General features: G+C 64.0%; 20 protein-coding genes and 1 pseudogene. 10 read left to right on the forward strand and 11 right to left on the reverse strand.

Annotated features, from left to right (window positions below):
* Positions 1–56 precede the first annotated feature (56 nt).
* The 9 genes from NLM33_RS34105 to NLM33_RS34145 form a co-directional block, all read right to left on the reverse strand.
* Positions 57–1,340 carry a glycerate kinase gene (locus NLM33_RS34105; RefSeq protein ID WP_254102936.1) on the reverse strand — a complete coding sequence of 428 codons (1,284 nt, stop codon included), beginning with the start codon at positions 1,338–1,340 and terminating at the stop codon, positions 57–59.
* A gap of 205 nt (positions 1,341–1,545) precedes the next feature.
* Positions 1,546–2,775 (reverse strand): ABC transporter substrate-binding protein, encoded by a 1,230-nt coding sequence (locus NLM33_RS34110; RefSeq protein WP_254102937.1) that lies wholly within the window; start codon positions 2,773–2,775, stop codon positions 1,546–1,548.
* 271 nt (positions 2,776–3,046) lie between these two features.
* Complete coding sequence (locus NLM33_RS34115; RefSeq protein ID WP_254102938.1) at positions 3,047–4,273, reverse strand: ABC transporter substrate-binding protein; 1,227 nt, start codon at positions 4,271–4,273, stop codon at positions 3,047–3,049.
* A gap of 116 nt (positions 4,274–4,389) precedes the next feature.
* Positions 4,390–5,616 (reverse strand): ABC transporter substrate-binding protein, encoded by a 1,227-nt coding sequence (locus NLM33_RS34120; protein WP_254102939.1) that lies wholly within the window; start codon positions 5,614–5,616, stop codon positions 4,390–4,392.
* Between the two features lie 20 nt (positions 5,617–5,636).
* Positions 5,637–6,656: a branched-chain amino acid ABC transporter permease gene (locus NLM33_RS34125; protein WP_254102940.1), complete on the reverse strand. Its 1,020-nt coding sequence runs from the start codon at positions 6,654–6,656 to the stop codon at positions 5,637–5,639.
* Between the two features lie 2 nt (positions 6,657–6,658).
* A complete protein-coding gene (locus NLM33_RS34130; protein WP_254102941.1) occupies positions 6,659–7,537 on the reverse strand; it encodes a branched-chain amino acid ABC transporter permease in 879 nt (292 codons plus the stop codon).
* A 13-nt stretch (positions 7,538–7,550) separates the two neighbouring features.
* Positions 7,551–8,264, reverse strand: a complete 714-nt coding sequence (locus NLM33_RS34135) for an ABC transporter ATP-binding protein (protein WP_254102942.1) — start codon at positions 8,262–8,264, stop codon at positions 7,551–7,553.
* Positions 8,261–9,058 carry an ABC transporter ATP-binding protein gene (locus tag NLM33_RS34140; protein ID WP_254102943.1) on the reverse strand — a complete coding sequence of 266 codons (798 nt, stop codon included), beginning with the start codon at positions 9,056–9,058 and terminating at the stop codon, positions 8,261–8,263. The genes NLM33_RS34135 and NLM33_RS34140 overlap by 4 nt, the downstream gene beginning before the upstream one ends.
* A 66-nt stretch (positions 9,059–9,124) precedes the next feature.
* Positions 9,125–9,991: an IclR family transcriptional regulator gene (locus NLM33_RS34145; protein WP_254102944.1), complete on the reverse strand. Its 867-nt coding sequence runs from the start codon at positions 9,989–9,991 to the stop codon at positions 9,125–9,127.
* Between the two features lie 131 nt (positions 9,992–10,122).
* On the opposite strand from NLM33_RS34145, the gene NLM33_RS34150 reads away from it, so the two are divergent.
* From NLM33_RS34150 to NLM33_RS34190, 9 genes are all read left to right on the forward strand, one after another.
* A complete protein-coding gene (locus tag NLM33_RS34150) occupies positions 10,123–12,219 on the forward strand; it encodes a 3-hydroxyacyl-CoA dehydrogenase NAD-binding domain-containing protein (RefSeq protein ID WP_254102945.1) in 2,097 nt (698 codons plus the stop codon).
* Between the two features lie 223 nt (positions 12,220–12,442).
* The gene (pimA, locus tag NLM33_RS34155; RefSeq protein WP_254102946.1) at positions 12,443–14,128 is read left to right on the forward strand and encodes a dicarboxylate--CoA ligase PimA; all 1,686 of its coding nucleotides are present in this window, start codon (positions 12,443–12,445) and stop codon (positions 14,126–14,128) included.
* Positions 14,125–15,312, forward strand: a complete 1,188-nt coding sequence (locus tag NLM33_RS34160) for an acetyl-CoA C-acyltransferase (RefSeq protein ID WP_254102947.1) — start codon at positions 14,125–14,127, stop codon at positions 15,310–15,312. The genes pimA and NLM33_RS34160 overlap by 4 nt, the downstream gene beginning before the upstream one ends.
* A gap of 137 nt (positions 15,313–15,449) precedes the next feature.
* Positions 15,450–16,640 (forward strand): pimeloyl-CoA dehydrogenase large subunit, encoded by a 1,191-nt coding sequence (gene pimC / locus NLM33_RS34165; protein WP_254102948.1) that lies wholly within the window; start codon positions 15,450–15,452, stop codon positions 16,638–16,640.
* A 131-nt stretch (positions 16,641–16,771) separates the two neighbouring features.
* Positions 16,772–17,914: a pimeloyl-CoA dehydrogenase small subunit gene (pimD, locus tag NLM33_RS34170; protein ID WP_254102949.1), complete on the forward strand. Its 1,143-nt coding sequence runs from the start codon at positions 16,772–16,774 to the stop codon at positions 17,912–17,914.
* 415 nt (positions 17,915–18,329) lie between these two features.
* Positions 18,330–18,653: an endonuclease domain-containing protein gene (locus NLM33_RS34175; protein ID WP_254106038.1), complete on the forward strand. Its 324-nt coding sequence runs from the start codon at positions 18,330–18,332 to the stop codon at positions 18,651–18,653.
* Between the two features lie 295 nt (positions 18,654–18,948).
* Positions 18,949–20,451, forward strand: coding sequence for a glycerol kinase GlpK (gene glpK, locus NLM33_RS34180; protein WP_254102950.1), 1,503 nt, complete (start codon positions 18,949–18,951; stop codon positions 20,449–20,451).
* A gap of 7 nt (positions 20,452–20,458) precedes the next feature.
* Positions 20,459–21,052, forward strand: coding sequence for an N-acetyltransferase (locus NLM33_RS34185; RefSeq protein WP_254102951.1), 594 nt, complete (start codon positions 20,459–20,461; stop codon positions 21,050–21,052).
* 125 nt (positions 21,053–21,177) lie between these two features.
* Positions 21,178–21,807 carry a glutathione S-transferase family protein gene (locus NLM33_RS34190; protein ID WP_254102952.1) on the forward strand — a complete coding sequence of 210 codons (630 nt, stop codon included), beginning with the start codon at positions 21,178–21,180 and terminating at the stop codon, positions 21,805–21,807.
* A gap of 156 nt (positions 21,808–21,963) precedes the next feature.
* Here the strand turns inward: NLM33_RS34190 and NLM33_RS34195 are convergent, their stop codons facing one another.
* Positions 21,964–22,530, reverse strand: coding sequence for a YbhB/YbcL family Raf kinase inhibitor-like protein (locus tag NLM33_RS34195; protein ID WP_027521665.1), 567 nt, complete (start codon positions 22,528–22,530; stop codon positions 21,964–21,966).
* Positions 22,531–22,948: 418 nt separating this feature from the next.
* On the opposite strand from NLM33_RS34195, the pseudogene NLM33_RS34200 reads away from it, so the two are divergent.
* Positions 22,949–23,041, forward strand: a pseudogene (locus NLM33_RS34200) (glutathione S-transferase family protein); the annotation flags it as partial.
* Positions 23,042–23,056: 15 nt separating this feature from the next.
* On the opposite strand, the gene NLM33_RS34205 reads toward NLM33_RS34200, so the two are convergent.
* Positions 23,057–24,064: a DUF3592 domain-containing protein gene (locus tag NLM33_RS34205; RefSeq protein WP_254102953.1), complete on the reverse strand. Its 1,008-nt coding sequence runs from the start codon at positions 24,062–24,064 to the stop codon at positions 23,057–23,059.
* Positions 24,065–24,412 lie beyond the last annotated feature (348 nt).

Genomic DNA, 24,412 nt, shown 5'->3' on the forward strand with positions numbered 1-24,412 from the left:
CTGCGCCCACACATTCCGTCATTGCGCGCCTCGCAATGTCAGGGGAGAGCCGTGGCTCAATCGACCAAAATCACCCTGATGTCGTTTACGTTCGTCAGCGTCGGCCCTGGCAGCAGCAGGTCGCCGGTCGCGGCGAAGAACGCCGTCGCGTCGTTGTTGTCGAGATAGGCCCGCGGCTCCAGCGCCAGCGCCTTCATCTTCGCAAACGTCGCCGCGTCGATCAGTGCGCCGGCGGGGTCGGTGGGCTTGCCGGCGCCGCCATCGGCACCGTCGGTGTCGCCGGCGAGCGCAGCGACGTCGGGCGTGTCCTTCAACAGGCCGGCGAGCGCCAGCGCGTATTCCTGGTTAGGGCCGCCTCGGCCATTGCCGCGCACGGTCACCGTGAGCTCGCCGCCGGAGAGGATGGCGGTACGTTTGCCGGCGGCGCGCGCCTTCAAGGCCAGCTTCGCATGCTCGGCGGCGACCTCGCGCGCCTCGCCTTCGAGATCGGCGCCGAGATCGATCACCTCATAGCCCGCATCCTTCGCGAGCTTGACTGCAGCGTCGAGCGACTGCTTGGGCCGCGCGATCAGTTCGAAATGCGCGCGCGCAAACGCGGCATCGCCGGGTTTGCAGCTCTCGTTGCCGGGATCATCCAGCGCACGGCGCACGGCGTCGTCGATGTCGAGCTTGTATTTCGCGACGATCGCGCGCGCGTCAGCCAGCGTAGTCGGATCGGGCACCGTGGGGCCGGAGGCGATCGCGGAGGGCTCGTCATGCGGCACGTCGGAGATCGCGAGCGTCACGATCTCGGCGGCATTTTTGCCGGCGCGCGCCAGCCGCCCGCCCTTGATGCGCGACAGATGCTTGCGCACGACATTCATCTCGCCGATCGGCGCGCCCGACCGGAGCAGCGCCTTGTTGACCGCCTGCTTCTGCGCAAAGCTGATGCCGTCCACCGGCGCGATCCAGTTCGCCGAGCCGCCACCGGTGAGCAGCACCAGCAGCAGATCATCAGGACCGGCCTCGCCTGCGAGCGCGAGCGTGTCGGCGGCGCCCCTCAAGCCTGCTTCGTCAGGCACGGGATGGCCGGCCTCGACCACCCTGATACGCCGCGTCGGCACGCCGTGGCCGTGGCGGGTGGTGGCGATGCCGACCAGTCGCTCCGGATCGAGCTTGAGCGTGTCGAGATAGTGCCGCTCCGCGGCCGCGGCCATCGCGCCTGCGCCCTTGCCGGCGGCGAGGCAGATCACGCGGCCCCTCGGCGCGGGGCGCAGATGCGGCGCCAGCACCATTTCGGGATGGGCGGCGCCGACGGCGGCGTCATAGAGGGCACGGAGCAGGGGGCGTCGGTCGGTCATGGCGATGCTTTCGTCAAGGAGAGGCGGTTTCCGGCGACCTCGCCGGAGTTCGCCGCATACTTGCCTAGCGCATCGCCGCGCAAAGCGTAAGCGGGCTTGCCGATCATTCGATTATGCAATTGCGTGATGATAATCGAAAGGCAATGAAAAGCCCCCCGCGAGGCTCTCGCGAGGGGCGTTCTCGTAGCTCAGATCTGCCGGACGGCTAGCCGCCGACGTCGGCGCTAATGACGTCGCCGAACAGCTCCCACTTCTCGCCCTTGAACCTCTCAAGCTGGAGCTGGCTGATCGGCGCAAAGTCGGTCGGCGAGGTGTTGATCTGGATGCCCGGCAGCAGCACCTCTGTGCGGAAGTTCTTCAGGCCCGCGGCCTGCTTCATGACGTTCTCCCGCGTGAGATTGTCGCCGCACTGCTTCAACGCCTGTACCAGGGTCTGCGCCACGCCGTAGCCGACGATGGTGCCGTGGTCGAGCCTGTCCCCGTCAGGGAAGTACTTCGTCATGAAGGCGAGGAATTCCTTCATTCCGGCGTCGTTGGCCCATGTCGGATCCGACACGTCCTTCAGGTAGTCGGCGGAGATGATGTCCTGCGAGTTCTCGAAACCAGCCGGCTTGAGCACGGTGCCGACCGAGGCCGAGACGTTGTTGAGGAAGTGCAGCGGCTTCCAGCCGATCTCGGCGTTCTTCTTGATCGCTTGTGCCGCGAATTTCGGCGTCGTGATGTTCATGAAGACGTCGGCGCCGGTCGATTTCAGCTTGACGATGTGGTTGTCGATCGTCGGCTCGGAGGTCTCATAGCTCTCCTCGGCGACGATCATGCTCGCCGCCTTCGCGCCGAGGCCGTCCTTTAGGCCCTTGAGATAGTCCTTGCCGTAATCGTCGTTCTGGAACAGCACTGCGATCTTGGCGTCCGGCTTGTTCTTCAACAGCCACTTCGCGTAGATCTGCGTCTCGCTCTGGTAGTTGGGCTGCCAGCCCATGGTCCAGGGGAAGTTTTGCGGATCGTTCCACTTGGTGGCGCCGGTCGCGACGAAGAGCTGCGGCACCTTCTTGGAGTTCATGTATTTCTGGATCGCCGAGTTCGGCGGCGTGCCGAGCGAGTTGAAGACGAACAACACCTCGTCGCTCTCGACGAGCTTGCGTGCCTGCTCCACCGTCTTCGGCGGCGAATAGGCGTCGTCATAGGAGATGAAGTTGATCTTGCGGCCGTTAATGCCGCCTTCCTCGTTGATCTTCTTGAAATAGGCGGCCTCGGTGCGGCCGATGATGCCGTAGGCGGACGCCGGTCCGCTATAGGGCATGATGTTGCCGATCTTGATCTCGGTATCGGTCGCGCCGGTATCGTATTTCTTCTGGGCTGATGCAGTGGAGGTCGAGGCCGCGAACAGCGCAAGCGCGACTGACGCGGCAGCAAGTTTGCCAGTGACAGCGGGCATTCCAGTCTCCCTAACTTTCTTGGTGTGTGTGCGTCCTTTTTCTTGTCGTTGGTTTCTTTGCGACGCGGTTGCAATTGAATACGATTTGCGTTGCAGCATCAAGAAAAAGCCCCTGTGGCGGCGTCACAGGGGCTGCTCCTTTAGTAGTCATCCGTCTGATGGAGGTCCGCGAACCGGTTGCAGTTGCGAGATGGCGGCACGCGTTAACCAAGCTGTTGGAAGTTGCGACATCCGTCGCTACCGATTATCGGTTGCGCTGCTTCCGTGCACCCTAATGGCCGAGCTCACTGGAGATGACGTCGCCGAACAGCTCCCACGACTTGCCTTTGAAGCGCATCATCTGGAGCTGCGCGATCGGCGCGAAATTGTCCGGCGAGGTGTTGATCTTGATGCCGGGAAGCAGCGTGTCCGGCGCGAAGTCCTGCAAGCTCGCCGCCTGCCTCATGACGTTCGCGCGCGTGAGATCGTCGCCGCACATCTGAAGAACCTTCGCCAGCGTCTGCGCCGCGCCGTAGCCGAACGCGACGGCGGCATCGAGCCTGTTCGCCTTGGGATCAAACTGCGCGAGGAAATCGTAGAACCTCTTCATCCCGTCGTCGGCGTTCCACTGCGGGTCGGAGCCGTCCTTGACATAGGTCGCCGAGAGGATGCCCTGCGACACCTCGAAGCCGGCCGGCTCGATCACGCCGCCGACCGACGCCGAGACGTTGGAGATGATGTGCATCGGATGCCAGTTGATCTCGGCCGCCTTCTTGATCGCCTGGGCCGCGAATTTCGGCGTCGTGATGCTGATCAAGACGTCGGCGCCCGAGGCCTTCAGCTTCACGATGCGCTCGTCGATCGCGGGTTCGGAGGTATCGTAGCCGTCCTCGAGCACGATCATCGAGGCCTTCGGCCCGAGGCCGTCCTTTAGGCCTCTCAGATAGTCCTTGCCGAAATCGTCGTTCTGGTAGAGCACGCCGATCTTGGCTTCCGGCTTCTCCTTGATGATGTATTTGGCGTAGATGCGCGCTTCGCTGGCGTAGCTCGGCTGCCAGCCCATGGTCCATGGGTAGTTCTTCGGATCGTTCCATTTGGAGGCGCCGCTCGCCACGAACAATTGCGGCACCTTGTTCTCGTTCATGTACTTGCGGATGGCGCCGTTGGTGGAGGTGCCGAGCGATCCGAAGATCAGGAGCACCTCGTCGCTTTCGACGAGCTTGCGGGCCTGTTCGAGCGTCTTCGGCGGCGAGTAGGCATCGTCGTAGGAAATGAACTTGATCTTGCGGCCGTTGATGCCGCCTTCCGCATTGATCTTGTTGAAATAGGCCGCTTCGGTCTTGCCGATCACGGCATAGGCCGAGGCCGGACCGCTGTAGGGCATGATATTGCCGATCCTGATCTCGGTGTCCGAGGCGCCGGTGTCATATTTCTTTTGCGCCAGAGCGGTTCCGTTCGTTGCAGCGCACAAGACGAATGCAGCTGACAGGGCCGCGAACTGAAGACGGACGGCAGTCATTGCTCCCCCACCCGGTTGGATCGGCTTTGCATTGAACAAGATTGGCGCCGGCCGTCAACAAAAAGCCCCCGCGATCGCTCGCGGGGGCTTGGGCCTAATGCCGCTGCGTCAGCCCATCATTCGGGAGCGACGTCGCCATTAATGATTTCGCCGAAGAGTTCCCACTTTTCGCCCTTGAAGCGTTGCATCTGGAGCTGGCTGATGGGGGCGAAATCGGTCGCGCTGGTGTTGATCTTGACGCCGGGCAGCAGCGTATCGGGCGCAAAGTCCTTGAGGCTCGCCGCCTGCTTCATGACGTTTGCGCGGGTGAGATCGTCGCCGCACATTTCCAGTACCTTCACGAGCGTCTGCGCTGCGCCGTAGCCATAGACGACGAAGCTGTCGTTCTTGTCGGTGCCCGGCATGTACTTGTCGACGAACTCCGACCACTTCTTCATGCCGGGGTCATCGTTCCACTGCGGGTCGCCGGCGTCCTTGCCGTAAGTGGCAGACAGGATGCCTTGCGAGTTTTCAAGGCCGGCGGGCTTCATCACGCCACCGACCGAGCTCGAAACGTTGGTGACGATCTGGAGGGGCTTCCAGGAAAGCTCGGCCACCTTCTTGATGGCCTGGGCGGCGAATTTCGGCGTTGCGTAGATCACGAGCACGTCGGGATTGGCAGCCTTGAGCTTGACGATATGGCCGTCGATCGACGGCTCGGACACCTCATAGCTTTCCTCCATGATGATGTTCGAGGCCTTGGCGCCGAACCCGTCCTTGGTGCCCTTCAGGTAGTCCTTGCCGAAATCGTCGTTCTGGTAGAGCACCGCGACCTTGGCGTCGGGCTTCTCCTTCAACAGCCACTTGGCATAGATCTGTGCTTCGCTCTGGTAGGAGGGCTGCCAGCCGATGGTCCAAGGGAAGTTCTTCGGATCGTTCCACTTGGTGGCGCCGGTCGCGACGAACAGCTGCGGGATCTTCTTGGCGTTGAGATATTTCTGGATCGCTGTGTTGGAGGGCGTGCCGAGCGGGTTGAACACGGCCAGCACCTCGTCGCTTTCGACGAGCTTGCGGACCTGCTCGACCGCCTTCGGGGGCGAATAGCCGTCGTCATAGGTGACGAAGTTGACCTTGCGACCGTTGATGCCGCCCTTGTCGTTGATCATCTTGAGATAGGCTTCTTCGGTCTTGCCGATGACGCCGTAGGCGGAGGCCGGACCACTATACGGCATGATGTTGCCGATCTTGATCTCGGTGTCGGTCGCGCCGGCATCGTATTTCTTCTGGGCGAGAGCTGCGCCGGAGGTGATCGTCGCGACCGCCGTTACAACTGCGGCAGTTCCCAGTATTCTTGCAAACAGCAATTCAGTCTCCTTTAGACGTTTCAGTTCTTCTTGAGTTTGCCAATCAACTGTTGGCTGACGATCGCAACCTGCCTTGCGCCATGCGGCACCAGGAAGATGACGAGGAACAGGAGCACGCCGAACACCGCGCCGGAGAGGCCTTTTGAGATGCTTTCCGCCATGTTCGGTACGAAGATGATGAAGGCTGCGCCGACGAACGAGCCGGGCAACCAGCCGACGCCGCCGACGACCATGCCGAGGAACAGCGAGATCGCGAGCGTGATGTTGTAGCTGTCGGGCGCCACGAACTGCACGGCGATCGCGCTGAGGCCGCCGGCGACGCCGGTGATGCCGGCGGAGACACCGAAGGCCAGCGTCTTGTACAGCGCGACATTGACGCCCATCGACGAGGCCGCGATCTCGTTGTCGCGGATCGCCATGAAGGCGCGGCCCGAGCGGGAGCGTAACAGGTTCACCGAGAAGATGTAGATCGCGAGCGTGACGACGAGCGTGAAGTAATAGAGCCACATGTCCTGGCCCATCGGCAGGCCGAACGGGGCGTCCGGCTTGGTGACGACGAGGCCCTGGACGCCGCCGGTCCAGTGCTCGAGGAAGTTCAGCTTCAGAAGTTGCGGCATGGCGGTCGCGAGCGCAAACGTCGCGAGCGCGAGATAGACGCCGGAGAGCCGCAGCGCCGGCTGGCCGAACAGGAAGCCGAAGCCGAAGCAGATCACGCCGGCGACCGGCAGCGTCAGCGCATAGTTGACGTTGAACTGCTCCATCAGCACCGCGGTGACATAGGCGCCGACGGCATAGAAGGCGCTCTGGCCGAGCGAGAACTGGCCGCTCCCGCCGGTGAGAATGTTGAGCGCCAGCACCGCGAGCCCGTAGATCAGGAGCATTGTCAACTGGAAGATGATGAAGTTCTTGGCGAACAGCGGAACGATCAGGAACGCTGCGAGCACCACCAGCGAGGTGGTCGTGCTCAGCGTCATGGCCCGCTTCGGAACGGCCTCGACCGCCTCGTGGCCTTCGGCAACGACTTCTTCTGCTGCGCTCATGATCAAACTCGCTTGACGATGTGCCGGCCGAACAGGCCAGCGGGTTTGACGACCAGGACGGAGATGATCAGCGCGAGCGCGATCGGAAGCTTCAGCTCGTTGCCGACGCCGGGGATGTAGGTGCCGGCGAGGTTCTCGAAGATGCCGACCAGGAAGCCGCCGACCACCGCGCCGAACGGGCTCGACAGGCCGCCGAGCACGGCCGCGGCGAAGCCGTAGATCAGGACGCCGCCCATCATGTTGGGCTCGAGGAACACCACCGGTGCGATCAGCATGCCGGCGATCGCGCCGATCGCGGAGGCCATGCCCCAGCCGAGCGCGATCATCCAGCTCGTGTTGATGCCGACGAGGCGCGCGGATTCAGGCAGCGAGGCCGCCGCCCGCATGGCAAGTCCGATCCGCGTGTACTGGAAGAAGAAGAACAGTCCGAGCAGCAACAGCAGGGTGACGCCGATCATCCCCGCCTGATGGGTCGAGATGAGCTGGCTGCCGAGAAACGGTGAGGAGCCGAACGGGGTCGGATATTGCTTGATGGTGAAGTCCCAGATCAGGCCGGCCGACGAATTGATGATGGCAAACAGCGCGATGAAACCGGCGACATTGGTCAGGATCGGCGCTTTGGCGAGCGGCTTGAACAGGATGCGCTCGATCGCGATGCCGCCGACGAAGGCGAACGCCAGCGTGATCACGAAGGCGGCCCAATAGGGCACGCCCCATTGCATCAGCTGCCAGGAGATGAAGGTCGCAAACATCGCCATCTCGCCTTGCGCGAAGTTGAGATGGTCGATCGCCTGGTAGATCATGACCACCGCGAGCGCCATGCAGGCATAGATCGCGCCGGTCGCAATCCCGGCCAGGACCTGGTTGGTGAAAAGCTCCATCGTCCCGGCTCCCTCAGTAACCCAGATAGGATTTGCGGATGTCTTCGTTGTTCGCGATGTCCTTGGCGTTGCCCGACATCACGATACGGCCGGTCTCGATCACATAGGCCTGGTCGGCGAGCTCGAGCGCGAGCTGCGCGTTCTGCTCGACCACCAGGATCGTGACCTTGTCCTCGCGATTGATCTTGCCGAGGATCTTGAAGAGGTCGCGCACGACCAGCGGCGCAAGCCCGAAGGACGGCTCGTCCAGCAGCATCAGGCGCGGCCGCAGCATCAGCGCGCGGGCAACCGCGAGCATCTGCTGCTCGCCGCCCGACAGCGTTCCCGCCTGCTGGGTATGCCGCTGCTTCAGGACCGGGAAATGCGCGTACATGCGCTCGATGTCGGAGACGATGCCGGCATTGTCCTTGCGGGTAATGGCCCCGAGCTGAAGATTTTCCTCCACCGTCATGTTGGTGAAGGTGCCGCGGCCCTGCGGCACATGCGCGATGCCGAAGCGCACGATGTTCTCGGTCGAGCGGCTGGCGAGCGGCTTGCCGTCGAACTCGATCGCGCCGGTGGAGCGCACCATGTTGCAGATCGCGCGCAGCGTCGTGGTCTTGCCGGCGCCATTGGCGCCCAGCAGCGTCGTCAGCGAGCCCTCGTTGAGCGAGAAGGACAGGCCGTGAAGGGCCTGCACCTGACCGTAATAGGCGCGCAGGTCCTTGACGTTGAGCAGCATCGTCATTGGTCCTTGCTCCCGAGATAGGCCTTGATGACGTCGGGATCCGCCTGCACCTGGGCGGGCGTGCCTTCCGCGAGCTTCTTGCCGAAATTCAGCGCCACGACATGGTCCGCAATCGACATCACGAGGCCCATGTGGTGCTCGACCAGCAGCACTGTCATGTGGCGGTCGTCACGGATGCGGCGGATGAGGTCGCCGAGCACGTAGACCTCTTCATGGTTGAGGCCGCCGGCCGGTTCGTCGAGCAGCAGGATCTTTGGATCCGCCGCCAGCGCCCGCGCCAATTCGACGCGCTTCTGCGTGCCGAAGGGCAGGCCGGAGACGGTGGTGTGGGCGACGTCCTCGAGGTCGAGATAAGCAAGGATCTCGTGGACCTTCTTGTTGACGCTCGACTCGCTGCGGCGAACCCAGGCGAGGCGAAGCGAGTCGCTGATGATGTCGCTGGAGGTGCGCGCATGCGTGCCGACGCGCACATTGTCCATCACCGACAGGTTGGGGAACAGCGCCACGTTCTGGAAGGTGCGGCCGATCCCGATCTCGGCGATCCGGTGCGGCGGGCGCGTCAAAATGCTCGCGCCTTCCAACAGGATGTCGCCGGACGAGGGCTGGTAGAGCCGGGAGAGGCAATTGAACAGCGTGGTCTTGCCGGCGCCGTTGGGGCCGATGAGCCCGAGGATCTGGCCCTTGTGCATGTCAAAGGACACGCCGTTGAGCGCGACGATGCCGCCGAACACGACGCTGACGTCGCGAACCGCGAGCAGAGGAGAATTCCCCTGCGCGAGCTGTACCTGCGTCATCTCGTCTCGCCTACGCCGTTGAGTGGGTCGGAGGGCGACACGAAGTGCCCTCTGCAACGACGATGGCTATCTGATCCCCTCGGCCACACGCGCAACTTTTCCTCCTGATTTCAGCTTCTTGCCGGCTTCTTTTTTGAATTGCGGCGCTATTCCGCCGAGCGCCGCTTCGATGTTCCTTACCATCGCCAAGAGACGTGGTCCAATGTCGGCGATCAAACGCTCTTCCGTGAAGCGGAATGCGGGCGCGCCGCAATTGAAAGCGTAGGGGCCGGTTCCGTCGTTCAGCCTGAGCGCGACGCCCGCGGCGCCGATGTCGTCGTGCCAATCGCCGACCGAAATAGCAAAGCCGTATTTCGCGACGGTCTCGCCGGAGCGCTCCAACCCATCGCGCAATTTCGGCCAGCGGCTGCCGTAATGTTCGCGCAGGTCGCGCAGGAGCGAAGCGCGTTCCTCTTCGTCCAGCGCCCAGAAATAGGCGCGCCCCATCGCACTGGTTGCAATCGGTACGCGGGAACCGACGTCAAGTTGAACGCCGACCGTCTCGCTGCCCCGGCTCTGCCCGAAATAGATCATGCTCTGGCGGTCGCGACCGCCGACCGCGACCGCGCCTCCCGTGGCGCGCATCACTTCCTCGCGAAACGGCTCGGACAGATGTCGAATGCCGAGATTGGCGAGCGCCGCATAACCGAGCGCCAAAGCGGCGGGCGCGAGCTGGTACTTCTCGAAGCGGGGAACCGGTGTAAGATAACCGAGCTTCGTCAACGTATAGGTCAGCCGCGACACGGTTGGCTTGGGCAAATTCGTGCGGGCCGCGATCTCCTGATTGCCGAGAAGCCCGTCGTTGGGTTGGAATGCGCGCAATACATCGAGCCCGCGGGAAAGCGCGACGACGAAGTTCCGATCGGTCGCTGGTTTCTTTCCTGTACGCTTCATCCCTGATCTGCTTCTTGCGCGGAGTCGTTGACAAGCCACGTGCTTCAAAATAACCCTGCCGTCAAGATGCGGAATTAAATTCCGCACTGCGAAATTGAAACAAAAGTAAATCCTTAACTGGAGGGTATGCCGTGAGCGAAGTGGTCAAGCTTGAGCGTCATGACGAGATCGGGGTCGTCACGGTCAACAGCCCTCCGGTGAACGCGCTCAGTGCGGCCGTCCGCGGCGGAATCCTGGAATGTGTCAAGCAGGCGGTCGCCGATCCCGCCATCAAGGGTATCGTGCTGACCTGCGCGGGCCGCACCTTCATTGCCGGCGCCGACATCACCGAGTTCGGCAAGCCGCCGAAGCCGCCCGCGCTCAACGACGTGCTCGCGGAGATCGAGAATTCGCCGAAGCCGGTGGTTGCCGCGATCCACGGCACCGCGCTCGGCGGCGGCCTCGAGGTTGCACTTGCATGTCATTTCCGCGTCGCAACCAAGGAGGCCAAGCTCGGCCTGCCCGAGGTGAAGCTTGGTCTCCTGCCCGGTGCCGGCGGTACCCAGCGCCTGCCGCGCGCGGTCGGCCCGGAGCTCGCGGTCAAGATGATCGTCGGCGGCGATCCGATCGGCGCGACGGAGGCGCTGAAGCACGGCCTGATCGAAGAGATCATCGAGGGGCCGGCGGCCGGCGGCGAAGCCTTCGTCCGCAAGCTGCTCGCCGAGAAGCGTCCCTTACGCCGCCTGCGCGATGACGACAGCAAGATCGCGGCGGCCAGGGCCGATCGCTCGATCTTCACCAATGCGGTCGCCGCCATCACCAAGAAGTCGCGTGGCCTGGAAGCGCCATTCGCGGCTGCCGACGCCGTCGGCTACGCGATCGACCTGCCGTTCGACGAGGGTCTCAAGAAGGAGCGCGAAGGCTTCCTCAAGCTCCTCACCAGCGACCAGTCCAAGGCACAGCGCTACGCCTTCTTCGCCGAGCGCGAGGCCAACAAGATCGCCGGCGTGCCTGAAGGCACGAAGTCGCGTCCGGTCGAGCGCGTCGCCATTCTCGGCGCCGGCACCATGGGCGGCGGCATCGCGATGTCCTTTGCCAATGCCGGCATTCCCGTCACCCTGATCGAGACCGGCGAGGAGCAGCTCAAGCGCGGCTTGGGAATTATGCAGAAGAACTGGGAAGCGACCGCGGCACGCGGCGGCATCCCGGCGGACGCGCCCGCCAAACGCATGGCGCTGATCAACGGTGTCGTCGGCATCGAGAATGTCGGCAATGCCGACCTCGTCATCGAGGCCGTGTTCGAGACCATGGCGGTCAAGAAGGAAGTGTTCGGCAAGCTTGATCAGTACGTCAAGCCGGGCGCCGTGCTCGCCTCCAACACCTCGTATCTGAACATCGACGAGATCGCGAAGGCGACCAAGCGTCCGCAGGACGTGCTCGGCATGCACTTCTTCTCGCCGGCCAACGTCATGAAGCTGTGCGAGATCGTGCGCGCCGACAAGACCGCGCCGGATGCGCTGGTGACCGCCGTCACCATCGCGCGCAAGATCGCGAAGGTGCCGGCCGTGGTCGGCGTCTGCGACGGCTTTGTCGGCAACCGCATGCTGGCGCAGCGTGGCAAGCAGGCGGAAAAACTGCTGTTCGAAGGCGCGCTGCCGCAGCAGGTCGACGCCGTCGTGACCAAGTTCGGCATGCCGATGGGGCCGTTCGCGATGGGCGATCTTGCCGGCCTCGACATCGGCTGGCGCTCGCGGAAAGATCGCGGCATCAAGTCGGAGATCGCGGACGCGCTGTGCGAAGCCGGCCGTTTCGGCCAGAAGACCGCCAAGGGCTACTACAAGTACGAAGCCGGCTCGCGCGCGCCGCTGCCCGATCCCGAGGTCGAGAAGCTGATCGACGAGACGCTGCTGCGCCTCGGCCGCAAGAAGCGCGTCGTCAGCGATGAAGAGATCCTCGAGCGCATGATGTACCCGATGATCAATGAAGGCGCGAAGATCCTGGAAGAGGGAATTGCGGCGCGTCCGTCGGATATCGACGTGGTCTGGCTCTACGGCTACGGCTGGCCGATCTATCGCGGCGGCCCGATGTACTGGGCCGACACGGTTGGCCTGAAGCACATCGTCGATCGCCTGTCGGTCTACGCCAAGGAGACCAACGACCCGAGCCTCGAGCCCGCGCCGCTGCTGAAGAAGCTCGCGGCCGAAGGCAAGACGTTTGCTTCGCTAGCAGCCGAGTCGAAAGCGGCGTGATGGGGCTTGGTCCCTACCACGGGCAGCACTCCGTTCCGGGGACTCTCTCTCCGTTCCCTCCCCCCTTGTGGGGGAGGGACAGGGAGGGGGGTAGCCCCAGGCGACGTCGGCGTTCGTGGCACCCCCTTCCCCAACCCTTCCCCGCAAGGGGGAAGGGAGCCCCTCCGCTTGTGCCCACCTCACGCGACATTCTCGCGACCGCTTTGCAGAGCATCGATCGCCTATGACCCATCCCGGCGAACAGTTTTATCCCGAAGGCGTGCATTGGGACGACGCGATTTCCCAGGGCACGGTGCCTGATCTCCTCTCGCAAGCCGCCGCCGACCACGGCGGGCGCGCCGCGCTCGAATTCCGTGATCGTCCGATCAGCTACGGCGAGCTCGACGCGATGGCGGAATCCGCCGCCGCTGCCTTCCTGCGTGCCGGCTGTGGCAAGGGCGCTTCCGTCGCGCTGTTTCTCGGCAACACGCCGGACCATCCCGTCAATTTCTTCGGCGCGATGAAAGCGGGTGCGCGCGTGGCACATCTCTCGCCGCTCGACGGCGAGATCGCGCTGTCGCACAAGGTCTCCGATTCCGGTTCGCGCGTGCTGTTGACTTCCAACCTGGCAGCGCTGCTGCCGACCGCGCTGAAATTCCTGGACAAGGGCCTGATCGACCGCTTGATCGTCTGTGAGGACGACCATTGGGGCAAGGTCGGCACGCCGCAGGCCGCAATCCCCGCCGATCCCCGGATCATCACTTTCAAAGCTTTCGTCGACGGCGCGGTCAAACCGGCGCAATGGCCGGTCGTCACGGCCGACGACGTCGCGCTGTTGCAATATACCGGCGGCACCACCGGCCTGCCGAAAGGCGCCATGCTCACGCATGGCAATCTCACCTCGGCCGTGTCGATCTATGACGTCTGGGGCAAGCCGGCCCGCGCCGCGCGCGGCAACGTCATCGAGCGCGTGATCTGCGTGCTGCCGCTATTCCACATCTACGCGCTCACTGTCGTCCTCTTGTCCTCGCTTCGCCGCGGCAATCTGATCTCGCTGCACCAGCGCTTCGACGTCGAGGCGGTCATGCGCGACATCGAGGTGAAGCGCGCGACCTACTTTCCGGGCGTGCCGACGATGTGGATCGCGATCGCGGCGCTCCCCGATCTCGACAGGCGCGATTTCTCCTCGCTTGTCACCATCGGCTCCGGCGGCGCGCCGCTGCCGGTGGAGATCGCGAATTTCTTCGAGCGCAAGGTCGGCAAGAAGCTCAAGAGCGGCTGGGGCATGACCGAGACCTGCTCGCCAGGCACTGGCCATCCGCCCGTCGGCCCGGAAAAGCCGGGCTCGATCGGGTTGATGCTGCCCGGCATCGAGCTCGACGTGGTGTCGCTCGACGATCCCACGAAAGTGCTGCCGCCGGGTGAGGTCGGCGAGATCCGCATCAAGGGCCCGAACGTCACCAAGGGCTACTGGAACAAGCCGAAGGAGAGCGCAGAGTCGTTTGCCGACGGCCGCTTCCTCACCGGCGATATCGGCTATCGCGACGCGGACGGCTATTTCTTCCTGGTCGACCGCAAGAAGGACATGATCATCTCCGGCGGCTTCAACGTCTATCCGCAGATGATCGAGCAGGCGATCTATACGCACCCGGGCGTGCACGAGGTCATCGTCATCGGCATTCCCGACCAGTATCGCGGCGAGGCGGCAAAGGCTTTCATCAAGCTCAAGGCGGATGCAAAGCCGTTTTCGACCGACGATCTGCGCACCTTCCTCACCGGCAAGGTCGGCAAGCATGAGCTGCCGGCCGCCGTCGAATTCGTCGACGAGCTGCCGCGCACGCCGGTCGGCAAACTGTCGCGCCATGAATTGCGCCAGCAGCAGAAACCATCTCAATCCAGCCAACAAAGCACTACAGGAGTCCGCTCGTGACCGACGCCGTCATCGTTTCCACCGCCCGCACGCCGATCGGCAAGGCCTATCGCGGCGCGCTCAACAATACCGAGGGCGCGACGCTGCTCGGTCACGCCATCGGCGAGGCCGTCGCGCGCGCGAAGATCGATCCCAAGGAGGTCGAGGACGTTGTGATGGGCGCCGCCCTCCAGCAGGGCTCGACCGGCGGCAACATCGCGCGCAAGGCGCTGCTGCGTGCCGGTCTGCCCGTCACCGTCGGCGGCACCACGATCGACCGGCAATGCGCCTCGGGCCTGCAGGCGATCGCGCTGGCCGCGCGCTCGGTGATCTTCGACGGCGTCGAGATCGCGGTCGGCGGCGGTGGCGAGTCGATCTCGCTGGTGCAGAACGACAAGATGAACGGCTTCCACGCCCAGGATCCGGCGCTGCTCAAGATCAAGGGCGAGGTCTACATGCCCATGATCGACACCGCCGAAATCGTGGCCAAGCGCTACGGCATCTCGCGCGAGAAGCAGGATGAGTATTCGCTGGAGAGCCAGCGCCGCACCGCGGCGGCGCAGCAGGCCGGCAAGTTCAAGGATGAGCTCGCGCCGATCGCAACCAAGATGGCCGTGGCCGACAAGGCGACCGGCGAAATCTCCTTCAAGGACGTGACGCTGTCGCAGGACGAGGGTCCGCGCCCCGAGACGACCGCCGAGGGCCTCGCAGGCTTGAAGGCCGTGCGCGGCGAAGGCTTTAGCGTCACCGCCGGCAATGCCAGCCAGCTCTCGGACGGCGCCAGCGCCTCCGTGATCATGAGCGACAAGGAAGCGGGCAAGCGCGGCCTGCAGCCGCTCGGCATCTTCCGCGGCTTCGTCTCGGCCGGCTGCGAGCCCGACGAGATGGGCATCGGCCCGGTCTTCGCCGTGCCGCGCCTGCTCAAGCGCCATGGCCTCAAGGTCGACGACATCGGCCTCTGGGAATTGAACGAGGCGTTTGCCGTGCAGGTGCTCTATTGCCGCGACAAGCTCGGCATCGACCCCGACAAGATCAACGTCAATGGTGGCGCGATCTCGGTCGGACATCCCTATGGCATGTCGGGCGCACGGCTGACCGGCCACGCCTTGATCGAAGGCCGCCGCCGCAAGGCCAAGTACGCGGTCGTCACCATGTGCGTCGGCGGCGGCATGGGCGCGGCCGGGTTGTTCGAGGTGTTGCAGTAGTCGTCGTCCCGGCACAGGCCGGGACCCATACTCCGCAGCAGGAGTGTGGCGCACAAATGGTAATGGCCTTCGTAACAACGGCGGCCGTTGGTTATGGGTCCCGGCCTTCGCCGGGACGACGAGGGCAGGAGGATCCGATGGATCTCGCATTCACGAATGAAGAGCAGGCGTTTCGCGAGGAAGTGCGACAGTTCTTCCGCGACAACGTGCCGCCGGACACGCGGCGCAAGCTGGTCGAGGGCCGCCACCTCTCGAAGGACGAGATGGTGACGTGGTGGCGCATCCTCAACAAGAAGGGCTGGGGCGTCAGCCACTGGCCGACGCAGTATGGCGGCACCGGCTGGACCAGCGTGCAGCACTACATCTTCAACGAGGAGCTGCAGTCCTATCCGGCGCCGCAGCCGCTTGCCTTCGGCGTCAGCATGGTCGGTCCGGTCATTTACACCTTCGGCAATGAAGAGCAGAAGAAGCAGTATCTGCCGCGCATTGCCAACGTCGACGACTGGTGGTGCCAGGGCTTCTCCGAGCCGGGCTCGGGCTCGGACCTCGCCTCGCTGAAGACCAAGGCCGAGCGCAAGGGCGACAAGTGGATCATCAACGGCCAGAAGACCTGGACCACGCTGGCGCAGCACGCCGACATGATCTTCTGCCTCTGCCGCACCGATGCGAATGCGAAGAAGCAGATGGGCATCTCCTTCATCGTGTTCAGCATGAAGTCGAAGGGCGTCACGGTGCGTCCGATCCAGACCATCGACGGCGGCGTTGAGGTCAACGAAGTCTTCTTCGACGACGTCGAGGTGCCCTACGAGAATCTGATCGGCGAAGAGAACAAGGGCTGGGACTACGCAAAATTCCTGCTCGGCAACGAGCGCACCGGCATTGCGCGCGTTGGCGTCTCCAAGGAGCGCATCCGCCGCATCAAGGAGCTGGCGTCCAAGGTCGAGTCCGGCGGCAAGCCGATCATCCAGGATGCCGCCTTCCGCGAGAAGCTGGCGGCGTGCGAGATCGAGCTGAAGGCGCTGGAGCTCACGCAGCTCCGCGTCGTCGCCGATGAGGGCAAGCACGGCAAGGGCAAGCCCAATCCGGCGTCCTCGGTGCTCAAGATCAAGGGCTCCGAGATCCAGCAGACCACGACCGAGCTGCTTATGGAGGTCATCGGCCCGTTCGCCGCGCCCTACGACGTGCACGGCGACGACGGCTCGAACGAAGCCATGGATTGGACCGCCCAGATCGCGCCGAGCTACTTCAACAACCGCAAGGTCTCGATCTACGGCGGCTCCAACGAGATCCAGCGCAACATCATCGCCAAGGCGGTGCTGGGGCTCTAGACGACTGTCATTCCGGGGCGCGCGAAGCGCGAACCCGGAATCTCGCGCCACAACCTCTGGATTCCGGGTTCACGCGCTCGCGCGTGCCCCGGAATGACGAAGCAAATTCCGGGTACGAGGAAGCAAAGAAGATGGATTTTGATTTGACCGAGGAGCAACGGCTTCTCAAGGACAGCGTCGACGGCCTCTTGACCGATTCTTACGATTTCGAGAGCCGCAAGAAATACATGGCCGAGAAGGGCGGCTGGAGCAAAGCCGTCTGGGGCAAGCTCGCCGAGCAGGGCCTGCTCGGTCTGCCCTTCGCGGAAGCCGATGGCGGCTTCGGTGGCGGCGGCGTCGAGACCATGATCGTGATGGAAGCGCTCGGCAAGGCGCTCGTGCTCGAGCCGTATCTCGCAACCGTCGTGATCGGCGGCGGCTTCCTGCGCCATGGCGGCTCGGATGCGCAGAAGGCCGCGCACCTGCCCGGCATCATCGACGGCAGCCAGACGCTCGCGTTTGCGCAGCTCGAGAAGAACTCGCGCTACGACCTCTTCGACGTTGCCACGTCGGCGAAGAAGAAGGGCAGCGGCTGGGTCATCGACGGCGAAAAATTCGTCGTGCTGAACGGCGAGAATGCCGACACGCTTGTCGTCACCGCCCGCACCAAGGGCGACCGCCGCGACACAAGCGGCATCGGCGTGTTTCTCGTGCCGGCGAACGCCAAGGGCGTTGCCAAGAAGTCGTATCCGACGCAGGACGGCCTGCACGCTGCCGACATCACCTTGACCGGTGTCGAGGTCGGCGCGGATGCGGCAATCGGTGACCCCGAGGATTCGCTCGCGCTGATCGAGCGCGTCGTCGATGAGGCCCGCGTCGCGCTCTGCGCCGAAGCGGTCGGCCTGATGGATGAGTCGCTCAAGACCACCGTCGAGTACATCAAGACGCGCAAGCAGTTCGGTGTCGCGATCGGCTCGTTCCAGTCGCTCCAGCATCGCGCCTCCGACATGTTCGTCGCCGCCGAGCAGGCCCGCTCGATGTCGATGTTCGCGACCATGGCTGGTGATTTCGAGGACGCCAAGGAGCGCTCCAACGCGGTCGCCGCCGCCAAGGTGCAGATCGGCAAGTCGCTGAAATTCGTCGGCCAGCAGTCGATCCAGCTCCACGGCGGCATCGGCATGACCATGGAGGCGAAGATCGGCCACTACTTCAAGCGCCTGACCATGATCGAGAACACTTTTGGCGACACGGAATACCATCAGCGCCGCGTCGCGGACGCGGGCGGGTTGATCTAGTCACACGATGACTGTCATGCCCCGGCTTGACCGGGGCATCCAGTACCCCGCAGCGGCAGTTCATTCACGCAACTTCTGCCTCCGAGTACTGGATCGCCCGGTCGAGCCGGGCGATGACGACTGAGTGAGAGGAATCCGCGAGGCACCGCCGCGGTGGTGATGCCGCCGTTGATCACGATGGTCTGGCCGGTCGTGAAACTCGAAGCGTCTGGTCAGCCGTACGACTTGCAATTGTATCGATGTCGCGCTTCACTCCACCCTCCCCTGGAGGGGGCCGAGACGAGCGTAGCTCGCTCGTGGGTCGCTCGCGCGAAGCGCGAGCGGGGTGGGGTGAAGCCGCAAAGATGGCTCAACATCGATTCGACGCGCTGCCGCGAAGAGACTGAGAGCGAATACCACGCCGCACGAACGGATCCTGTGGCGTGCTCTCAAGGAGCTCCCGATCGAAGGGTCGCACTTCCGCCGACAAGCGCCGATCGGTCCCTACATCGTCGACTTCTTCTGTCCAGCCAAGCGTCTCATCATCGAGCTCGATGGCGGACATCACAACGAAGACGATACGGCGAGCTGTGATCGCGAACGCCAACTCTGGCTTGAGAACGAAGGATATCGTGTCATCCGGTTCTGGAATTCGAAGATAACGGCCGATCTGACTGCGGTGGTCGAGCGCATCTATGTCGAGCTTTATGGGTCGCGCGATGCAGAAGCGATCAAATTGAAGCATGGCCGCCGGAAGTAGCCTTCGGCTCGGATTCTTTCCCTCCCCAGGAGGGGGAGGGTCGATCGCGCGAAGCGCGAGCGGGGTGGGGTGATCTCTCCGTTTGGGCACTGTTCGATGCGGAGAGACTGTCACCCCAACCCGCTGCGCATTGCGCTTCGCTCCATGCGAAGCGACCCACGAGCGAGCTACGCTCGTCTCGGACCCCTCCAGGGGAGGGTAGGGCAGAGCCAGCTTGACCTTCCCGCCCCAATCCGCTCCCTTAGCCGCGACACAAGAACCCTCCCGGGACACGGGAAAGCCCAAGGTAGCCTCCATGTCTTTCGTCCTCGCCATCGATCAGGGCACCACCTCCTCGCGCGCCATCGTGTTTCGCAGCGACATTTCCATCGCGGCCAAGGCACAGCAGGAGTTTCCGCAGCATTTCCCGGCCTCGGGCTGGGTCGAGCATGAGCCGGAGGACATCTGGACTTCGACCGTGATGGTCTGTCGCGACGCGCTCCAGAGCGCCGGCGTCACGGCCAAGGACGTTGCCGCGATCGGCATCACCAACCAGCGCGAGACCACCGTGGTGTGGGATCGCGCCACCGGCCAGGCCGTGCACCGCGCCATCGTCTGGCAGGACCGCCGCACCGCCGATATCTGCTCGAAGCTGAAGGCCGAAGGCCACGAGCCCCGAATCTCGCAAAAGACCGGCCTGATCATCGACCCCTATTTCTCCGGCACCAAGGTCGCCTGGATCCTCGACAACGTCCCCGGCGCCCGTGCGCGGGCCGCACGCGGCGAACTGATGTTCGGCACGGTCGATTGCTACCTGCTCTGGCGCCTGACCGGCGGCAAGGTGCACGCGACGGATGCCACCAACGCCTCTCGCACGCTGCTGTTCAACATCCACACCGGCCAATGGGACGATGAGCTGCTCGAGCTCATCGGCGTGCCACGCTCGATGCTCCCCGAAGTCAAGGATTCCTCCGCCCGCTTCGGCGAAACCACTCCCGACCTGTTCGGCGGCGCTATACCGATCTGCGGCATCGCCGGCGACCAGCAGGCTGCGACCATCGGCCAGGCCTGCTTCCGTCCGGGCATGATGAAGTCGACCTACGGCACCGGCTGCTTTGCCTTGCTCAACACCGGCACCACGCCGGTGGCCTCGAAGAACAAGCTGCTGACCACCATCGCCTATCAGCTCGGCGGAAAACGCACCTACGCCCTCGAAGGCTCGATCTTCGTTGCCGGCAGCGCGGTGCAATGGTTGCGCGACGGTCTCGGCATCATCAAGCACGCGGCCGAGACCGGGCCGCTTGCGGACCAGTCCGATTCCATGCAGAGCGTCTATCTCGTGCCGGCCTTCGTCGGCATGGGCGCGCCATACTGGAATCCGCGCGTGCGCGGCGCGCTGTTCGGCCTGACCCGCAACACCGGCCCGGCCGAGCTCGCCCATGCCGCGCTGGAGAGCGTCTGCTACCAGACCTTCGACCTCTGGGCCGCGATGCGCGCGGACTGGCCGAGCTCGGAGACGGCGAGCGTGGTGCTGCGTGTCGACGGCGGCATGACCGCCTCCGACTGGACCATGCAGCGCCTCGCCGACCTCCTCGATGCGCCGGTCGATCGCCCGGTGATCCAGGAGACCACGGCGCTGGGCGCAGCCTATCTCGCCGGCCTCAACGCCGGCGTCTATCCCGAGCCGACGCAATTCGCCGACAACTGGCGCCTCGAGCACCGCTTCAAGCCGAACATGAGCCAGGCGACGCGCGAGCGGAAGCTTGCCGGCTGGGCGCGCGCGGTGAAGGGCGTGCTGGCGAGCGACGAGGGGGAGTGAGCGGCGAATGCTCCTCCCCGACGGCTATTCCGACGTGCCCAACGGGAAGATCGCCGCGGTCGTCACGCATCTGGAGATGACTGCGCGGCCGCCGCTGCGTGACGATCCGGCCGGCGCCTGGACGTTGCGCCGGGTCGAGCAACCCGGTCTCGACTGGTTTCGTGCACTCTATGCGCGGGTCGGCGAGGACTGGCTGTGGTTCTCGCGCCTGCGCATGCCGGATGCGGAGCTCGCGGCGATCGTGCAGTCGCCGCGCGTCGAGATTTATGCGCTCGTCAATGACGGCCGCGATGAAGGCCTGCTCGAGCTCGATTTTCGCGCAGCGGGTCAATGCGAGATCGTGTTCTTCGGCGTCACCGCAAAACTCATCGGCACCGGCGCAGGCCGCTGGCTGATGAACCGCGCGCTCGAGCACGCCTGGTCACAGCCTGTGAGGCGCGTCTGGGTGCACACCTGCACCTTCGATCACCCCTCAGCGCTCGCCTTCTACCAGCGCTCCGGCTTTCGCGCTTTTCGCCGCCAGATCGAAATCGCCGACGATCCACGCCTCGACGGCACGGTGTCGCGAGCGGCGGCGAGGCATGTGCCGATCATCGAGTGATCACGTCAGGATCCATGCTTGTTGCATCCGGTGCAATGCTCCCTTTCCAAGATTTGCCTTGTCAGCCGCGCGCATTGGCGATGAACTGGCCGGCCCTGCCGGGTCACTGAGAAAGAGCGCAAACCATGTTCCTGATCGGCCAATATGATTCCCCGTTCGTCCGCCGTGTCGCGATTGCGCTGAAGCTTTATGGCATTGCCTTCGAGCACAGGCCGTGGTCGACCTTCGGCGATGCCGACAAGATCGCGCCGTATAATCCTTTGCGCCGCGTGCCGACGCTGGTGCTCGACGATAGCGAGGGACTGATCGAGAGCACGATCATCCTCGATTACCTCGATGATCTCGTTGGGCCAGAGAAAGCGATGCTGCCGCGCAGCGGCGTCGAGCGGCGGCGGCATTTGCGCATCTGCGCACTGGCGGGCGGTCTCGGTGACAAGGCGGTCAGCCTGCTCTACGAGCGGGTGTTGCGGAAAGAACAGCTCGCGCTGTGGGTCGAACGCTGCCAGGCACAGATCGCAGACGTGTTGAAGGTGCTGGAAGCCGAGCGCGCGAAGATCACGACGCCGTATTGGCTCGGGACGCGCATCGGTCACGCCGACGTCGCGCTCGCCTGCGTCGTCCGCTTCACCCGCGAAGCCCATCCGCAGCTGTTCGATCCTTCGCGCTATCCGGCACTCACGGCGCATTCCGAGCGCTGCGAGGCGCTGGCGCCGTTCAAGGAGATCGTGCAGCCGCTGGCACCGCCGAAGGGGTAAGCGAGCGGAGGTTCGTAGGGTGGGTTAGCCCTGCGGCTGCGCGAAGCGCAGTCCGCTCGGCGTAACCCACCACTTCTCTCAATGCGCGGAAAGCAAAGGGGTGGGTTACGCTGACGCTAACCCACCCTACGCGCCTGGCGAACCCTCCGCGTCCCGTCACCGGCCGTAGAGACCGGTCAGGGTAGCCTTTCCGAGCGTATGGAAGTGCAGATCGAAACCGACCAGTGCCGCGGATGCTGAATGGTCCTTGGCGTTCGGAAGCTTATCGACGTCAACTGCGAATACGGTGATCTGATAGCGGTGCGGCTTGTCGCCAGGCGGCGGACATGGTCCGCCATAGCCGTCGCTGCCGAAGTCCGTACGGCTCTGGATCGCCCCTTTCGGCATCAGCTTCTTCTTTGGATCGCCGGCCCCCTTGGGAAGCGCAGTGACGGATGGCGGAAGATTGAAGACGACCCAATGCCACCAGCCGCTGCCGGTTGGCGCATCAGGATCATGGATCGCCACGGCGAAGCTCTTGGTGCCCGCCGGAGCACCGCTCCAGCTCAAGGCCGGAGAGGTGTTGTTGCCGGTACAGCCAAAGCCTTTGAATACGTGTTCGCCGGCAATGGTGGCGCCTTCGCTGATGTCCGGACTGCTCAGCGTGAGGCTCTGCGCACCAGCTTCGCCCGCATGAAGCAGGAGCACACAAGCTGCTGCAAATGAGAATGCAAACCTTGTCATCGGAAGCACCTCTTCAACAATGAGCTCAGAGATCGGAAAGTAGCGCCCGAGGAACTTGGATTCAATCAGTCTGCGCCGTTGCTCTCGATGCTGCGGCGCAAATAGGCGGGCGGGTGCGCTCTTGCGCCCCGGAATGACGGGGCGGAGATGCGATCCCGGTGACGAACGCTTCGGGAGTCCATCTTGCGCGGTTCGCAATGGTTACATAATGCCGGTGATTTGCCCGACGCGTCAAGTTATTTCGGGAAATGCGTAGTCGGTCGGCTCTGCAATTTTCTACTTTGCATGGGGTTGTTTTTCACTTTTTGGTCGGAGAGGCGTCGGCGCATCTCTAACCGTGCCCACCCTCCCGGCTGTCATGATGGTCGGAACACTGTTCATCCACACCGTCGTCCTGGCGAAAGCCAGGACCGCCGCGCGAGCGGTCAGCCTGCTCTACGAGCGCGTGCTGCGGAAGGAGCAGCTTGTGCTGTGGGTCGAACGTTGCGAGGCGCAGATCGCGGACGTCTTGAGCCGTCAAGCGCCGCTACGCAAACCCGACCTTGATCAGGATCGTCAGAAAGATGCCGCCGACGATCGCACAAACCGCGGCGCCGATCAGCGGACCCAGCGCGCCTTCCCGGCTCGCAGGCTCCAGCACGGCACGTCCCGGCTGGTCCGGATCGTAATAGACTTTGACATTCTGCCCGGGGTGATGTTGCGCCGCAGCCTTTTCCGCGACCTCGCGCAGCCCGGAGATCATGGTGCCGCCCCAATTGACTTCGGTGCCGATGAAGTCGCGCTTGCCGACCCTATAGGCGTAGCGCAGGTCGACCTGATAACGATGTCGGAGCTTGCTGGTCGTCGACTTGTCGTCATCATCGCCCTTCTCCTCGATGATCTCCTCGATCACATCGCAACGGGTAATCCTGCCCGCCGCGGTCGGCCAGCGCAGGCTGGCGCTCGCAAGCCGGCGCGTCCTGACATACTCGGCGACGCAGAACACGCCGCCCAAGAGCACGATGATCGGCAGCGCGAACACGAACAGCGGAACGCCATGATCAGCGTAGAGCACGCGACCCGCGAGCGAATGCGCGGTCAAAGTGGCGGCAATGAAGCCGAACACGATCGTGAACGCCACGAGCGCCGCGACGTTCTGCGCTGCGGCCGGCTCCAACAGCGCCTCGGTCGGGTGCTTCGGATCGACATGGACGTCGACATGGGCGCCGACCGGATATCGTCCGGCCAGTTTTTCGGCGAGCACCCTTGTCGTGATGGTGATGCCGCCGACAAAGACCTTGTCGCCTTCCAGCTCCTGGCCGCCGACGTGATAGCGATAGCGGATGATGGGCTTGGCATCGTTCTGATCGTCCGAGGCGTGCGTCGCCGGCCGATCGACCCTGGAGACCGTGATGATGCCCTCGACCTTGTCCCAGCTCCGCGCGGCCTGCATCCGGCCCCACATGCGGACCAGATTGAACAGCATCAATCCAAACAGCAGCACCGAGATGCCGGCGGCAATCTGCGTCCACATCAATTGATGGGCATCCAGCATCTTATTTCCCTGCTCCCCGACGGCGACCGCCATTGGTCGCGGCAAGCGCGCGTTGCGTTCACGGCGCTGCTGCGGCGAAACGCGCCGCGAAAAATGCGAAGCCGTGCCCGCTGTTTGTGAATTGGCGCAGAGCGTTCTCGGCCCTCGTCCTTGCGAGTGCAGCGAAGGAGATCGTGCAGCCGCTGCCGCCGCCGAAGGGGTGAAGCTCGGTCATTCCGGGGCGCGCCTCTTGGCGCGAGCCTGGAATCCATTTGTCAGAACGACGCGTTGCACGATGGATTCCGGGCTCGCGCTTCGCGCGCCCCGGAATGACGGCGATGGGCGAGGCGAAGAGCGCCAGACTGGCGC

The organism is Bradyrhizobium sp. CCGUVB1N3, from assembly GCF_024199925.1.
Taxonomy (GTDB): Bacteria; Pseudomonadota; Alphaproteobacteria; order Rhizobiales; family Xanthobacteraceae; genus Bradyrhizobium.

What these genes read in the sequence shown, in the direction of transcription:
- NLM33_RS34105 (WP_254102936.1), bottom strand. Translation starts at nt 1,340, where the DNA reads ATGACCGACCGACGCCCCCTGCTCCGTGCCCTCTATGACGCCGCCGTC.
- NLM33_RS34110 (WP_254102937.1), bottom strand. Translation starts at nt 2,775, where the DNA reads ATGCCCGCTGTCACTGGCAAACTTGCTGCCGCGTCAGTCGCGCTTGCG.
- NLM33_RS34115 (WP_254102938.1), bottom strand. Translation starts at nt 4,273, where the DNA reads ATGACTGCCGTCCGTCTTCAGTTCGCGGCCCTGTCAGCTGCATTCGTC.
- NLM33_RS34125 (WP_254102940.1), bottom strand. Translation starts at nt 6,656, where the DNA reads ATGAGCGCAGCAGAAGAAGTCGTTGCCGAAGGCCACGAGGCGGTCGAG.
- NLM33_RS34130 (WP_254102941.1), bottom strand. Translation starts at nt 7,537, where the DNA reads ATGGAGCTTTTCACCAACCAGGTCCTGGCCGGGATTGCGACCGGCGCG.
- NLM33_RS34135 (WP_254102942.1), bottom strand. Translation starts at nt 8,264, where the DNA reads ATGACGATGCTGCTCAACGTCAAGGACCTGCGCGCCTATTACGGTCAG.
- NLM33_RS34140 (WP_254102943.1), bottom strand. Translation starts at nt 9,058, where the DNA reads ATGACGCAGGTACAGCTCGCGCAGGGGAATTCTCCTCTGCTCGCGGTT.
- NLM33_RS34145 (WP_254102944.1), bottom strand. Translation starts at nt 9,991, where the DNA reads ATGAAGCGTACAGGAAAGAAACCAGCGACCGATCGGAACTTCGTCGTC.
- pimA (WP_254102946.1), top strand. Translation starts at nt 12,443, where the DNA reads ATGACCCATCCCGGCGAACAGTTTTATCCCGAAGGCGTGCATTGGGAC.
- pimC (WP_254102948.1), top strand. Translation starts at nt 15,450, where the DNA reads ATGGATCTCGCATTCACGAATGAAGAGCAGGCGTTTCGCGAGGAAGTG.
- pimD (WP_254102949.1), top strand. Translation starts at nt 16,772, where the DNA reads ATGGATTTTGATTTGACCGAGGAGCAACGGCTTCTCAAGGACAGCGTC.
- glpK (WP_254102950.1), top strand. Translation starts at nt 18,949, where the DNA reads ATGTCTTTCGTCCTCGCCATCGATCAGGGCACCACCTCCTCGCGCGCC.
- NLM33_RS34185 (WP_254102951.1), top strand. Translation starts at nt 20,459, where the DNA reads ATGCTCCTCCCCGACGGCTATTCCGACGTGCCCAACGGGAAGATCGCC.
- NLM33_RS34190 (WP_254102952.1), top strand. Translation starts at nt 21,178, where the DNA reads ATGTTCCTGATCGGCCAATATGATTCCCCGTTCGTCCGCCGTGTCGCG.
- NLM33_RS34195 (WP_027521665.1), bottom strand. Translation starts at nt 22,530, where the DNA reads ATGACAAGGTTTGCATTCTCATTTGCAGCAGCTTGTGTGCTCCTGCTT.
- NLM33_RS34205 (WP_254102953.1), bottom strand. Translation starts at nt 24,064, where the DNA reads ATGCTGGATGCCCATCAATTGATGTGGACGCAGATTGCCGCCGGCATC.